The sequence below is a fragment of the Sinorhizobium sp. GQ132 genome (assembly GCF_059758575.1).
This window is the reverse complement of sequence record NZ_JCAXDX010000004.1, coordinates 264,683-278,200: the sequence shown is the minus strand read 5'-3', so window position 1 is coordinate 278,200 and position 13,518 is coordinate 264,683. Positions and strand designations below refer to the sequence as shown.

Genomic DNA, 13,518 nt, shown 5'->3' with positions numbered 1-13,518 from the left:
TTCAAAACTGCATCCGACTTGCTTGTGTTCGCGCGCGATATTCTGATCGGCCTTGGCGAAATAGGTGCTTAATTCCGGTTCCAGGTTCCTGATGTCCACAGCTGTGCAAGCGAAACGCGATAGTTGGGGAACTCCGGATCGAAGCCCGCCTGGCGCAGTCGCGCATTGGAGACGCGCTTGTTCTCGCCGTAGAAAGAACGGGCCATGGGGGACATATCTGCGGTTTCGAACGGGATCTCGGGCGGCGGTTCGACGCCCATCAGCCGGGCGGCTTCCTGGACCACGTCCTGTGGCGGCGCCGGCTCGTCGTCGGTCACGTTGAAGATGCCGCTCACGCCGCGCTTTGCGAGAAAGGCGCTCGCCGCGCCGATATCTTCGACGCGGATACGGTTGAAGACCTGGTTCGGCTTGATGACGCGGCGCGCCGTCCCCTCAGCGAGGTTGCGGAAGGCATTGCGGCCCGGGCCGTAGATGCCGGCGAGCCGCAGCACTGCCACCGGAATGTCGTGCTGTGCACCGTGCTCGAGCCAGGCGTTTTCGGCTTCCACACGCTCGAGCGAGCGCTGCGAGACCGGGTTGAGCGGCGTATCCTCGGTGACCCAGGCGCCGCCGTGATCGCCATAGACGCCGACCGTGGAGAGATAGCCCACCCACTCCAGCCGCGGCAGAAGGTCGGAAAGCGGCGGCGTTCCGGCGCGAAACATGGGGTCGCCATCGCGGCCCGGCGCAATCGACTGAACGAGGTGGGTGGTCTCCCTCATCGCATCCTCGAGCTCGTCCGATATTTCCGTGCCGTCGAAGAGGATCGGGCGGATACCGGCAGCCTGCAGACGGGCGAGCTTTTCTGCGGACCGGGTGGTGCCGGTCACGGACGTCGCCAGGGGAGAGAGCGCGCTCGCGATCGCCGTGCCGGAATAGCCGGCACCAAGGATCAGGACATTCATCGGTTCACTCCCGCCATTTGCCATTCCGCAAGAACCTCGTCATCGGTTTCAGGCCCGCATTGCCGGGCGAAGACCGCCAGATCGGCGGATGAAATCAGTCGCGAAAGCGCCCAGACCGCCATCCCCCTGACCGTGGGCGACGCATCGGCGGCCAGCGCCTTGCAGACCTCTGTCAGGCTCTTCTCACCGGAATTTCCGGCGGCGATCAAGGCATTTCGGACGAAACGATCACGCCCGATGCGCTTTACCGGCGATCCGGAAAAGAAGGCCCGGAAACCTGTGTCGTCGAGCGTCAGCAGGAAGGAGAGCTCCGGTTCCTTGAGATCATCTCGCGCCTGGAGCTTCATTTCCGATGCCGAGCGCGCGAACTTGTTCCAGGGACAGGCGGCGAGACAGTCGTCGCAGCCATAGATGCGGTTACCGATCAGCGGCCGCAACTCAGGCGCAATCGATCCCTTGTGCTCGATCGTGAGATAGGAGATGCAGCGTCGCGCGTCGATGCGATAGGGCGCCGGAAAGGCATCGGTCGGACAGGCGTCGAGGCAGGCCCGGCAAGAGCCGCAATGGTCGCGCTCCGGCTCGTCCAGTTCCAGTTCGGCTGTCGTGAAGAGGCTGCCGAGAAAGAGCCAGGAGCCGAATTCGCGGCTGACCAGATTGGTGTGTTTGCCCTGCCAGCCGATGCCGGCCTTTTCCGCAAGCGGCTTCTCCATGACGGGGGCGGTGTCGACGAAGACCTTCACGTCCTCGCCCGCCCGCGCGGCAAAGCGCGTGGCGATCTCCTTCAGCCGGCCCTTGACCACGTCGTGATAGTCTCGATTGCGGGCATAGACGGAGATCGCGCCGCGATCGCGTCTGGCGAGGACGTCGCGCGGGTCGTCCTCGGGAGCGTAATTCATGCCGAAGAGGACGATCGAGCGCACTTCGCTCCAGAGGACGCGCGGATCGGATCGGCGCTCGGCTGTCTCGGCGAGCCAGTTCATCGTACCATGAGCGCCGGCAGCCAGGAACTGCCTCAGCCGCTCGGGCGCGTGGGGTATGGCGTCCGGATGGGTGATGCGACAGATGTCGAATCCCTTGGCCGCGGCTTCCTCTTTCAGGAAGGCGGTGAGGGTCCGTCGTTTCCTGCCCTGGTTCTCCGCTTTTGCAGCGTCGCCGGGCATGATCTGGTCCTTAAAAGTCGAGATCCGCATAATGTGAGACCGGGGTCACGCCGCGCACCCGCTCGGCGAGCAGAGGCCGGAAGGACGGGCGCGACTTCAGCCGCTGGTACCATTCCTTGGCGCTCGGCGCATCGGACCAGTCGATCTCTCCGAGATAGTCGAGCACGGAAATCGCCGCGGCCGCGGCGAGATCCCCATAGGAGATGCGATCGCCGGCAAGCCAGGGGCGCGATCCGGCGAGCCACGAGAGATACTTCATATGCTGGCGGATATTGCTGCGCGAGGTGCGGAGAATTTTCGAATCCGGCGCACCGCCGCCCTGGTCCGGGGTCATCTGCAGCTTGAAGATGCGCTCGCGCACGAGCGGGCGCGTCACGTCGGCTTCCATCTTCTGCAGGAACCATTCGGTGAGGCGGCGGATTTCGGCGCGCTGAAACGGGTCCTCGGCAAGAAGGCGGCGGTCGCGCTTCATGATGCCGCTGGTCTCGTCGAGATATTCGGAGATGATCGTGGCGCCGCAGAGCGCGCGCATGCTGTCATCGACATAGACCGGCAGAGTGCCGGCAGGATTCAGCGTCAGGAAGTCGCGCCGGTTCTCCCATGGCTGCTCTTCGCTCAGTTCCGTCTGATAGCCATATTCTGAGAGAATAAGGCGTACGAACCGCGAAGCTGGGGACATGGGGTGATGATACAGTGTCGGCATCGATGATCAGATTGCAGCTGTTTTCGGGGATATCGGCGTCGCGGCATATGCAACTGGCCACGGCTCGTTACAACGAGCTATAGGTAGTTGCGGTGGCAAACACAAGAGAATCGACTTTCTCCTCCCACATCCAATTATATCAGGAATAGCTTTTACATGGCGGATCAATCGATCATAAGCGCGCTCGTCCTCGGCCTCATCGAAGGGCTGACGGAGTTCATCCCGGTCTCGTCGACGGCGCATGTGCTGCTTGCCGGACACTTCCTCGGGTTCAAATCGCCGGGAAACACCTTTGCCGTTCTGATCCAGCTCGGCGCCATATTGGCGATCCTGCTCGTTTACTTCCAGAAGCTGCTGGCGATCGCGCTCGCCCTTCCGACGAGCGTCAAGGCTCGCCGTTTCGTCTTCTCGGTTCTCCTCGCCTTCCTGCCGGCGGCGCTTATCGGTGCTGCCGCGCATGGATTCATCAAGTCGGTGCTTTTCGAGACGCCGATGCTCATCTGCGTCGTGCTGATCGTCGGCGGCGTCATTCTTTATGCGATCGACCGGCTCCCTTTGACGCCTCGCTACACCGACGTGTTCGACTATCCGCCTTCGCTCGCGCTGAAGATCGGCCTCTTCCAGTGTCTCGCCATGATCCCGGGAACGTCGCGTTCCGGCGCGACCATTGCCGGGGCCCTGCTGATGGGGACCGACAAGCGCTCCGCGGCTGAATTTTCCTTTTTCCTGGCCATGCCGACCATGGTCGGAGCTTTTGCGCTCGATCTCTACAAGAACCGCGATGCGCTCTCCTTTAACGATGTCGGCATGATCGCGGCCGGTTTCATCGCTGCATTCATCGCCGGAATTTTCGTGGTGCGTTCGCTGCTCGACTTCGTCTCGCGTCGCGGCTTCACGCCCTTTGCGATCTGGCGCATCCTCGTGGGGACCGCCGGGCTGGTCGGCCTGTGGCTGCTCGGATAACAACGTCCGGAAACATAAAGCCGGATGCGTCTCTTTCGAAACGCACCCGGCTCCTGGCCCCCGCCAAAACTCAACATGCCCGGCTCGAAGCCGAGGCGAAAATGTCCGGCTTACTCGCCGGCAAACCCGATCGACGCCGTCGCGCACGGGTTGACACCGTAGGCCGGCGTGCAGCCCTTGTCGCTGCTAGCCCCGGTGCCGGGTGCCATGAACGAGCCAGCCAGAATGATCAGTGCCGCAGACGCAAAAAAGATTGCGATCGACTTGCCCATGGGACGTTATGCCTTTCGAGTGAGATGTCTGCACCGGCGCCGCTCGCCGAGCGGTCAGTGCGAGCGGTGTTTATTCTGCGACCATGTCATGATCAATATCAGTGCGAGCTGAATCTGCGGTAAACGAGATTCGGATTTTCGACTGCGGCAGAACTGCAACGCTGTTGCCGCATGGGCACAGCGGGGGGCGCAAAAAAGCCGCCGGCGGAGCCGGCGGCTTGAATGTGTTCGGTGTGATGCGACCGCTCAGGCGGCGCGGCCGCTGCGGGTGTATTGCCCATGCGGGCGATAGCGTACGAGATAAGTCGGCAGGATCGACTCGAGCATTGTCGGCTCGATGCCGATACCGGCAAGCGTGCGGCCTTCCGCTTCGGCCTTTGCCGAGACGACATTGTCCGATTTCAGCAACACCACCTGGTCGGCGGTGAGCGGCGGCGTGATGAAGGGCACGAGCGAGGCGACGCTGCCCATCAGCGAGGCGATGCCGAAGGGCAGCGACACGAAAGAGCGCTTGCGGTCGATCGTCTTCAGCATGATATCGAGACATTCGCGGAAGGAGAGCACCTGCGGCCCGCCGAGTTCGTAGATCGTCCCGCCCGTCAGCTTGCCGTCGACGGAGCGGGCCACGGCCTCGGCAACGTCGGTGACGTAAACCGGCTGAAACCTGGTATTGCCGCCGCCGATGAGCGGCAGGACCGGCGAGAATCGGGCCATTTCGGCGAACTTGTTGAAAAATCCGTCTTCAGGCCCGAAGATGATCGACGGGCGGAGGATCACCGCGGCCGGAAGCGTTTCGAGGATCGCAGCCTCGGCACGCCCCTTTGTCCGGGCATAGCTCGATTGGGAGCTCGCGTCGGCGCCGATCGCCGAGATATGGGTGAGCGTGGCGCCCGTCGCCCGAGCCGCCTCGGCGACCGCCCGTGCGCCGAAATCCTGGACCGCCTCGAAGGTGTTGCGGCCACTTTCGAAGAGCACGCCGACGCAGTTGATCACATGGTCGGCGCCGTCGACAGCGCGATCGACCGACTTGCGGTAGCGCAGATTGGCCTGAACGAAGGAGATTTGCCCGACATTGCCGAGCGGTTGCAGGTGGCCGGCGAGATCCGGACGGCGAACAGCGACGCGAATGCGGTAGCCGCGTTTGGCGAGCGCGCGCACCACATGACGGCCGACAAATCCGGATCCGCCGAAAATCGTCACCAGCGGCGGAAGGTTGGACAAGGTCATGAGAAACGCACTCCTGATGTCAATGGTGGAATTGCTTGCTACATAGCCCAAGCGTCGAGCGAGGTGAAGGCCAATCCGCGCGCTTCGGAGGCATGCCCCGATGCGCCGCGGGACCTCGCCTCAAACGCCTTCGACGACCACCATTTCGGCATCGGCGACTTCCTGGCGGATGGCCGCGGCAATCTGGTATTCGGGCGAATTGTAACAGTCGACGGCCGCCTGCAGCGAGGGGAATTCGATGACGACGTTGCGGGTGCGAGCGGCACCTTCGAGCCGATGGAACTGCCCGCCGCGCGCAAGGAAGGTCGCGCCGTATTTTTCGAAGGCGGGCTTCGCCGCCGCCACGTAATCCTTATAGCGTTCGGGGTCCCTTATATCGACCCGAGCGATCCAGTATCCTTTGGTCATGATGAACTCCTCGTCTTTCACGACATGCAGACGGGATGGTTACTTCCGGCAAAATGAGCCCCAGGTCAAGCAGGCCCCGAACGGCGCCGGACCGCTATACGGCGGATCGACGGGAGAGGGCGCTCTCCATTTCGGCCAGGATCGCGCGGCTTGCTGCGAGAGGGTCGGGCGCGGCAACGATCGGCCGCCCGACGACGAGATGGCTCGAGCCGGCGCGAAGCGCGTCGGCCGGCGTCATCACCCGCTTCTGGTCGCCTTTTTCCGCGCCGGCCGGGCGGATGCCCGGCGTCACCAGCGCCATGTCGCCGCCGATGATCTTGCGCACGGCGGCAGCCTCCTCCGCCGAGCAGACGATGCCCCCCATGCCGGCGGCGCGGGCCTGTTCGGCGCGGCGCAGGACCAGGCTGTGCGGATCGTATTCATAACCGGCATCGATGACGTCCTGTTCGTCCATCGAGGTGAGCACCGTCACGCCAAGCAGGCAGAGGTTCGAGCCTCTTGCCGCTTCGACGGCCGATCTCATCGCCTTCGGATAGGCGTGCAGCGTCAGCATCGACACGCCCATCTTGACGATGTTCTCCACGCCCTTGGCCACCGTGTTGTCGATGTCGAGCAGCTTCATGTCGAGGAAGATCTGCTTGCCGCCTGCAGCGAGGTCACGCGCGAAATCGAGGCCGCCGGCGAAGGCCAGTTGATAGCCGATCTTATAGAAGAGGACTTCCTCGCCGAGCGTCGAGACGATTTTCTCGGCCTCGGTCACCGTTGGAAGATCAAGGCCGACGATCAGCCGGTCGCGCGCGCTTGTGCTCATATCGAGATCACCCCTGCCAGAACTCCATCGGCGTCCAGTCGCATGTGACGGCGCGATCCGCAAGACGGAAGGCGAAGAGATTGCCGCCGCCCGGCGGTTGATCGGCGCTGCGGGCGATCGCCGTGCCCGTCATCCGGCATTTGAGCAGCGTACCGACACCGCCATGGCCGATGAAGGCGATGGGTACCGCCGGATCGTGCCGGTCGAGGGCCTGGAAGACGGCCCTTGAGATTCGCGCCTGGGCGTCGACGGCACGCTCCCAGCCCTTGAAGCTCTCTTCGGGTCGGGCAAAGAACTGATCGGCCGCCTTCTCGAACGCCTCCGGCGGCAGGAAGCCGGTCGCGGAACGATCGTTCTCGCCCATCTCCTCGTCCGTTTCGACCGGGATGCCGGCAGCGTCGGCCAGGAACCGCGCCGTTTCGATCGCCTTCTTCTCGCCACTGGCGACGATGCGTCCGAGCGAACGGACCCATGGCCGTTTCGCCGTGGCGCGCATGCGTTCTTCGCCGAGTTCGGACAGACCCCATTGTGGCACGGAGACGGCGGGATCGATTCTGACCTGCGGATGGGTGAGATAGATGCCGAACACCGGAGGTGGCGCCGTCAGTGCGTCTTGCGGTAGATCCACAGCTGCGCCGGCGGAATGTTGCGCACGACGAAGTCGAAATGCTGGATTCGGTAGCGGTCCGGCATGGCGACGACCGGCGACATCGGACCGTAGGAGATCTGAACGACCGGGCGGCCGAAGGGAATGCGCGAGAGCAGGTCTTCGATGAGTTCGACGCGGCGATGCATCGGGAAATTCAACAGCGGCACGGCGGAAATGACGCTGTCGAACTGCTGATCCTTGAAGGCCCCAAGCGTCCGGGAAAGGTCGAAGGCGTCGCCGTTGATGAAATGCACGCCGTCGAAATGCGCCTTGAGTTGATTGTAGAACTCGGTGGAGTATTCGATGGAAACCAGCTTTTCAGGCTCTATGCCGCGCTCGAGGATCGCCTTGGTGATCACCCCGGTGCCGGGGCCAAGCTCGAGGACCGGCAGACCGGATTCCGGTTCGACTACGCTGGCCATGCGGCGTGCGGTGATGGCGGATGTCGGGAGGATCGCGCCGACCGCGCGAGTATTGCTCATCCAGCCCTTGAAGAAGCGGATCTCTTCGTCGAATTTCCGACCGAATTTTTCCTTCACCCTCAAGCGCAAGCTCATCGAATCCCCTCGCAGTATGATTTGCAGTTGCGCTCTTATCGTGATTCGTGCGGCTGCGTGAGCGCTTATTCATAATGTGCTTCCATCTGCGGCAAAAACAAGTCCGACTGCGTCTAGAAACGACAGATCATGAACGATGCGCGACGGGTACATATGAAAAAGCCCGCCGAACGGCGGGCCCTTATCGCAGTCTGCGGCATGTTGTTACACGCGCATCGGCATCAGCACGTAGAGCGCATCCTCCGCGGCAAGATCGCGCACGAGCGTCGGCGAACCGGGATCGGCCAGCAGGAAGACCGCCTCGCTGCCGGTCAGTTGCCCGGTGATGTCGAGCAGATATTTGGCGTTGAACCCGATCTCGAGCGGATCGCTTTCGTAGCCGACCGGCAGTTCTTCGGTGGCGCTGCCGGAATCCGGATTGTTCACGGTCAGCGTCATCTGGCCGTCGGCAAGCGCAAGCTTCACGGCGCGGCCGCGTTCGGAAGAGATCGTGGAGACACGGTCGACGGCCTGCGAGAAGGACTGGCAATCGACGCGCAGTTCCTTGTCGTTGCTGGCGGGGATCACGCGCTGATAGTCGGGGAAGGTTCCGTCGATCAGCTTCGACGTCATGACGATGGAGCCGATCGTCAGGCGGATCTTCGCGTCCGAGACTTCGACCGTCACCACCACGTCCGGATTGTCGAGCAGTTTCTGCAGCTCGCTGACGGTCTTGCGCGGAATGATGATGCCGGGCATGCCCTCGGAGCCCGAAGGCGCTTCGACATCCGCACGGGCGAGCCGGTGGCCGTCGGTCGCGACGGCGCGCAGCTTCAGGTCGCCGTTGTTCTCGACCGTGTGCACGAAGATGCCGTTCAAATAGTAGCGTGTCTCTTCCGTCGAGATGGCGAACTGGGTGCGGTCGATCAGCATCTTCAGATCGGGCGCCTTCAGGCGGAAGGAGTGCGAGAACGTGCCGGCGGTCAGATCCGGAAAATCCGACTGCGGCAAGCACTGCAGCGAAAACTTGGAGCGGCCGGAGGCGACCGTCATCGCCGTGCCTTCCGCATTGGTGACCAGCAGCACCTCCGAGCCGTCCGGCAGCTTGCGGACGATGTCGTAGAGCAGATGCGCCGGAACGGTGGTGGCGCCGGCCTGTTCCACCTGCGCAGGCGTCGCCTCGGTGATCTCCAGGTCGAGGTCGGTCGCCTTCATTTCGAGGCTGGCGCCGTCAGAGCGCAGGAGCACGTTCGAAAGGATCGGGATGGTGTTTCGCCGTTCGACCACGCGGTGGACATGGTTCAGCGATTTCAAAAGGTTGGACCGCTCGAGAGTAATACGCATGGATGCTACCGCTTTCAACCATTGCCGCGCGGGCGAGGGGACCGCCGCGGCGTCAACTGCGTGCCCGGCCGCTCGGCCGGAAGGATGTGGACCGGCAAAATGGCAGAAAGAGAGCCGCAAAAGCAAGGGGTTTTGAGGCCTCTTCCCCAAATGCGAGACTGCATGCGCGGCCCGCCCTTGCCCCGGGCTCCCCGCTCACTCATAAAGGGCGCGAGCCCGGCTTGGCCGGAATGGTCGATCGGAATGATCGGGCCGGGAGTGATTGGGAAGGCGGCGTTGCAAAAGCAGCAATCCACGGATGCATCCGAAAAGGACCGGCGGCGCGCTTTTCGCCTGCACGATATCAACATTCCTGCGCGCCCGCTGGAGCCGTGCCTTTATCTCGTGGCAACGCCGATCGGCAATCTCGGCGACATCACGCTGAGAGCCCTCGAGACGCTTGCGGGGGCCGATGTGCTCGCCTGCGAGGACACGCGGGTGACGCGGGTGCTGCTGGACCGCTACGGTATCGTCAATCGGCCCACCGCCTATCACGAGCACAATGCCGCCGAGGCGGGGCCGCGGCTGCTTGCGGCACTCGGCGATGGGAAATCGGTGGCGCTCGTCTCCGATGCCGGTACGCCGCTCGTCTCCGATCCGGGCTACCGCCTGGCGCAGCAGGCGGTCGAGGCGGGATACCGGGTCGTTCCCATACCTGGCCCCTCGGCGCCGCTTGCCGCCCTCGTCGGCTCCGGCCTGCCGAGCGATGCCTTCCTCTTCGCAGGCTTTCTGCCGGTGAAGGACAAGGCGAAGCGCGACCGGCTCGCCGAACTCGCGTCCGTTCCCGCCACTCTCATCTTCTTCGAGTCCCCGCATCGCATTGCCGCGACCGTCACTGCTGCCGCGCAGGTCCTCGGCGCAGACAGGAGGGCGGCCGTCTGCCGCGAACTGACCAAGACCTTCGAGGAGTTCCGCCGCGGAACGCTCGGCGAACTCGCGGCGAGTTACGACGAAAGCGCCAATGTGAAAGGCGAGATCGTCCTCGTGATCGGTCCGCCGGAGGCAAAGCCCCAGCCGGAGGCGGCCGACGTCGACGCCTTGCTCAAGGAACTCGCCCGCGACCTGCCGATGGGCAAGGCCGCGACCGAGGCGGCGCGCCGCACGGGGCTGGCGCGCAAGGAGCTTTACGACCGGCTCCTTCATCTCAAGGATAGCGATGAAGGCTGAGCGACCGGACACCCGCAAGCTGAAGGCGCTGAAGCGGGGCCACATCGCCGAATACCGCGCCGCACTCTGCCTGATGCTCAAGGGCTATCGCATCGTTGCCATGCGCTATCGCACCAGGCTCGGCGAGATCGACATCATCGCCCGGCGCGGCGACGTGGTCGCCTGCGTCGAAGTAAAGGCCCGGATGAGCCTGGACGATGCGGTCTTCGCCGTGACCGACACGGCGCAACGGCGCATCCGGGCGGCAAGCGATCTCTGGCTGTCGCGTCAGGGCGATTTCCACCGCCTGTCGGTGCGATACGACATTGTCGCCGTAGCGCCGTGGCGTTGGCCGCGACACCTGCCGGACGCCTTTTGATAGGCGGGAGCGGCAGGAGCCTTCTTGCCTAACCACGGTACGCATTCTACATCTTGCGGGCTTTTCGGCGGTGCCGCCTCGTCGCGAATCGAGGGGCGGAGCATCGCGTCGAATTGCCGTATAATTCGATTTCTGACCGGCGCCGGTCGAAGGAACTATGCGCATCGTGGATCCAATCGGGAACGGGAAAATGGCAGGAATCGTCAATGTCGGGGTCCAGATGGACCATGTTTCGGGCATCACCATTGCGGGCGATTCGACCTTCGCGATGAGCTTGGAGGCGCAGGCCCGAGGCTACCGCCTGTTCCACTACACGCCCGAAAAGCTGTCGCTCCGGGACGGCAGGGTCTATGCGACCGCGCAGCAGATGCGGTTGCGCGACGTCAAGGGCGACCACTTCACCCTCGGCGAAGAGGAGCGGATCGATCTTTCGACCATGGACGTCATCCTGCTTCGCCAGGATCCGCCATTCGACATGGCCTATATCACTTCGACGCATCTGCTCGAACGGCTGCACCCGAAGACGCTGGTCGTCAACGATCCGGCCTGGGTCAGGAACTCGCCTGAGAAGATCTTCGTGACCGAGTTTCCGGATCTGATGCCCAAGACCCTGATCACTCGCGACCCGGACGAGATCGCCCGCTTCCGCCAGGAGATGGGCGACATCATCCTGAAACCACTCTACGGCAATGGCGGCGCCGGCGTGTTCCACTCCGCGCGTGACGACCGCAATTTCTCGTCGCTCCTCGAAATGTTCGCGCAGATGTTCCGCGAGCCCTATATCGCCCAGGAATATCTGCCGGCGGTGCGCAAGGGCGACAAGCGCATCCTGCTCGTCGACGGCGAACCGGTCGGAGCGATCAATCGCGTTCCGGCCGAGCACGATTCGCGCTCCAACATGCATGTGGGTGGGCGCGCGGAGGCAACCGACCTGACGGCGCGCGAGCGGGAGATCTGCGACCGCATCGGCCCGGCGCTGAAGGAACGCGGCTTCCTCTTCGTCGGCATCGACGTGATCGGCGATTACCTGACCGAGATCAACGTCACTTCGCCGACCGGCATCCGCGAGGTGAAGAAGTTCGGCGGTGCCGATGTCGCAAGCCTGCTCTGGGACGCGATCGAGAAGAAGCGCGCCTGATCTTTACGGGCCGCCACTCTCGCTCTTGATGTTCTATTATTGTTCTTGTTTTCAAGCGTATTCCGTGCAAGATTTGCGGTTACAACCGATTTTGGTTGTGACGGCGTGTGTGGGCCGCCGTGCTGGAGCGGGATTGCGGACGGACGATGAGCCTCCGCGCTCCGCTCGAAATCAGGGGGCAGTATGGTCGCGCGCGTCAGCACGGTTGCGTTTCAGGGTATCGAGGGCGTTCCGGTCGACGTCCAGGTGATGGTTGCACCCGGCAAGGTCGGTATGCAGATCGTCGGACTGCCGGACAAGGCGGTGGCCGAAAGCCGCGAGCGCGTCCAGGCGGCGCTTCATGCATCGGGACTGGCGCTTCCCGCCAAGCGGGTGACCGTCAATCTGGCGCCGGCGGACCTACCGAAAGAAGGAAGCCATTTCGATCTCGCCATCGCGCTCGGCCTGATGGCGGCGCTCGGCGCTGTGCCTGCGGACGCGCTGTCCGGCTATGTCGTCATCGGCGAACTCAATCTCGACGGCACCATCGCAGCCGTCGCCGGCGCGCTGCCGGCGGCGATCGGCGCGAATGCGCTCGGCAAGGGACTGATCTGCCCGGCGGAAAGCGGGCCCGAGGCGGCCTGGGCCGGATCGGAAATCGATATTCTCGCCCCGCGCAGCCTGATCGCCATCGCCAATCATTTCCGCGGCACGCAGGTGCTCTCCCGCCCCGAGCCGGCGGTCCGGGCGGCCGCCGAGGGCCTTCCCGATCTTGCCGACATCAAGGGCCAGGAAAGCGCCAAGCGGGCGCTGGAGGTCGCGGCGGCGGGCAATCACAATCTGCTGATGGTCGGTCCGCCCGGGTCGGGCAAGTCGATGCTTGCGGCGCGGCTCCCCTCCATCCTGCCGCCGCTTTCGCCCGCCGAACTGCTCGAAGTCTCGATGATCCATTCGATCGCCGGGCAATTGCCGGGCGGCAAGCTCTCGGACCGCCGGCCCTTCCGCGCGCCGCACCATTCCGCCACCATGGCGGCGCTGATCGGCGGCGGCTTCCGCGCGAAGCCGGGAGAGGCGTCGCTCGCCCATAACGGCGTGCTCTTTCTCGACGAGCTTCCGGAATTTGCACCACAGACGCTCGACGCTCTGCGCCAGCCGCTCGAAACCGCCACCTGCATCATCGCGCGGGCCAATCATCGCGTCACCTATCCGGCGGCGATCCAGCTCATTGCCGCCATGAACCCCTGCCGCTGCGGCATGGCCGGCGAGCCGGGCCGGAGCTGCGCCCGCGGGCCGCGCTGCATGGCCGATTATCAGGCGCGGATCTCCGGGCCGCTGATGGATCGCATCGATATCCGCGTCGACGTCCCGGCCGTCAGCGCCGCCGACTTGATCCGCCCCGGCACATCCGAGCCGAGCGCCGCCGTCGCCCGCCGCGTCGCCCGCGCCCGCGAGCTGCAGAGAGACCGCTTCGCCGGCCTCGGTCATCCCGAGCTGACGAGCAACGCCCGCTCATCGACGACGATGATCGAAAAGATCGCCGAACCCGACGCCGCCGGCCTGCAGCTTCTGCGCGACGCGGCGGAGAAGATGAAATTCTCGGCGCGCGGCTATCACCGGGTGCTGAAGGTCGCCCGCACCCTCGCCGACCTCGACGAGGCGCCGACGGTCGGCCGCATCCATCTCGCCGAAGCGATCTCCTACAGGGTGGCGGGAGAGAGACTACCCGTCGCCGCGTAGGGGGCCGGCGTCGATGGAAAAAGCGGTCACCCTGCAGACGGGAGAGGCCGGGCAAAGGGCCGAAAATTCGATTTGATTTCATT

Annotated in this window: 15 protein-coding genes; 5 read left to right on the top strand and 10 right to left on the bottom strand. The window is 64.1% G+C overall.

Annotated elements, in window-relative coordinates; translation table 11 throughout:
• Positions 1-68: 68 nt before the first annotated feature.
• From AC6CIG_RS12990 to AC6CIG_RS12980, 3 genes are read right to left on the bottom strand one after another with little or no spacing between them, the layout of a single operon-like run.
• Positions 69-944, bottom strand: coding sequence for an SDR family oxidoreductase (locus AC6CIG_RS12990; RefSeq protein ID WP_018093932.1), 876 nt, complete (start codon positions 942-944; stop codon positions 69-71).
• Positions 941-2,104 (bottom strand): tRNA epoxyqueuosine(34) reductase QueG, encoded by a 1,164-nt coding sequence (gene queG / locus AC6CIG_RS12985; RefSeq protein WP_026168505.1) that lies wholly within the window; start codon positions 2,102-2,104, stop codon positions 941-943. The genes AC6CIG_RS12990 and queG overlap by 4 nt, the downstream gene beginning before the upstream one ends.
• Positions 2,105-2,114: 10 nt before the next feature.
• Positions 2,115-2,807: a glutathione S-transferase family protein gene (locus AC6CIG_RS12980; RefSeq protein ID WP_018093934.1), complete on the bottom strand. Its 693-nt coding sequence runs from the start codon at positions 2,805-2,807 to the stop codon at positions 2,115-2,117.
• Positions 2,808-2,963: 156 nt separating this feature from the next.
• Here AC6CIG_RS12980 and AC6CIG_RS12975 point away from each other — a divergent pair, with 156 nt between their 5' ends.
• Positions 2,964-3,770, top strand: a complete 807-nt coding sequence (locus AC6CIG_RS12975) for an undecaprenyl-diphosphate phosphatase (protein WP_018093935.1) — start codon at positions 2,964-2,966, stop codon at positions 3,768-3,770.
• Between the two features lie 110 nt (positions 3,771-3,880).
• Here the strand turns inward: AC6CIG_RS12975 and AC6CIG_RS12970 are convergent, their stop codons facing one another.
• The 7 genes from AC6CIG_RS12970 to dnaN form a co-directional block, all read right to left on the bottom strand.
• On the bottom strand, positions 3,881-4,042 hold the full coding sequence (locus tag AC6CIG_RS12970; RefSeq protein WP_018093936.1) for a hypothetical protein: 162 nt from the start codon (positions 4,040-4,042) through the stop codon (positions 3,881-3,883).
• A 246-nt stretch (positions 4,043-4,288) separates the two neighbouring features.
• Positions 4,289-5,269: a complex I NDUFA9 subunit family protein gene (locus AC6CIG_RS12965; RefSeq protein ID WP_018093937.1), complete on the bottom strand. Its 981-nt coding sequence runs from the start codon at positions 5,267-5,269 to the stop codon at positions 4,289-4,291.
• A 120-nt stretch (positions 5,270-5,389) separates the two neighbouring features.
• Positions 5,390-5,677, bottom strand: coding sequence for a DUF1330 domain-containing protein (locus AC6CIG_RS12960; protein ID WP_437407981.1), 288 nt, complete (start codon positions 5,675-5,677; stop codon positions 5,390-5,392).
• 94 nt (positions 5,678-5,771) lie between these two features.
• Positions 5,772-6,488 (bottom strand): orotidine-5'-phosphate decarboxylase, encoded by a 717-nt coding sequence (gene pyrF, locus AC6CIG_RS12955; RefSeq protein ID WP_437407980.1) that lies wholly within the window; start codon positions 6,486-6,488, stop codon positions 5,772-5,774.
• A gap of 7 nt (positions 6,489-6,495) precedes the next feature.
• The gene (locus tag AC6CIG_RS12950) at positions 6,496-7,077 is read right to left on the bottom strand and encodes a histidine phosphatase family protein (RefSeq protein ID WP_437411869.1); all 582 of its coding nucleotides are present in this window, start codon (positions 7,075-7,077) and stop codon (positions 6,496-6,498) included.
• Positions 7,078-7,091: 14 nt separating this feature from the next.
• Entirely contained in the window at positions 7,092-7,694 is a 603-nt protein-coding gene (gene pmtA / locus AC6CIG_RS12945; protein WP_437407979.1) for a phospholipid N-methyltransferase PmtA, read from the bottom strand.
• A gap of 204 nt (positions 7,695-7,898) precedes the next feature.
• Complete coding sequence (gene dnaN / locus AC6CIG_RS12940; RefSeq protein WP_324762755.1) at positions 7,899-9,017, bottom strand: DNA polymerase III subunit beta; 1,119 nt, start codon at positions 9,015-9,017, stop codon at positions 7,899-7,901.
• A 243-nt stretch (positions 9,018-9,260) separates the two neighbouring features.
• On the opposite strand from dnaN, the gene rsmI reads away from it, so the two are divergent.
• From rsmI to AC6CIG_RS12920, 4 genes are all read left to right on the top strand, one after another.
• Entirely contained in the window at positions 9,261-10,223 is a 963-nt protein-coding gene (gene rsmI / locus AC6CIG_RS12935) for a 16S rRNA (cytidine(1402)-2'-O)-methyltransferase (protein ID WP_437407978.1), read from the top strand.
• Positions 10,213-10,581 (top strand): YraN family protein, encoded by a 369-nt coding sequence (locus AC6CIG_RS12930; RefSeq protein ID WP_437407977.1) that lies wholly within the window; start codon positions 10,213-10,215, stop codon positions 10,579-10,581. Before rsmI ends, AC6CIG_RS12930 begins: the two co-directional genes overlap by 11 nt.
• 190 nt (positions 10,582-10,771) lie before the next feature.
• Positions 10,772-11,719, top strand: coding sequence for a glutathione synthase (gshB, locus tag AC6CIG_RS12925; protein ID WP_437407976.1), 948 nt, complete (start codon positions 10,772-10,774; stop codon positions 11,717-11,719).
• 183 nt (positions 11,720-11,902) lie between these two features.
• A complete protein-coding gene (locus AC6CIG_RS12920; protein WP_411922685.1) occupies positions 11,903-13,435 on the top strand; it encodes a YifB family Mg chelatase-like AAA ATPase in 1,533 nt (510 codons plus the stop codon).
• The last annotated feature ends 83 nt before the right edge of the window (positions 13,436-13,518 follow it).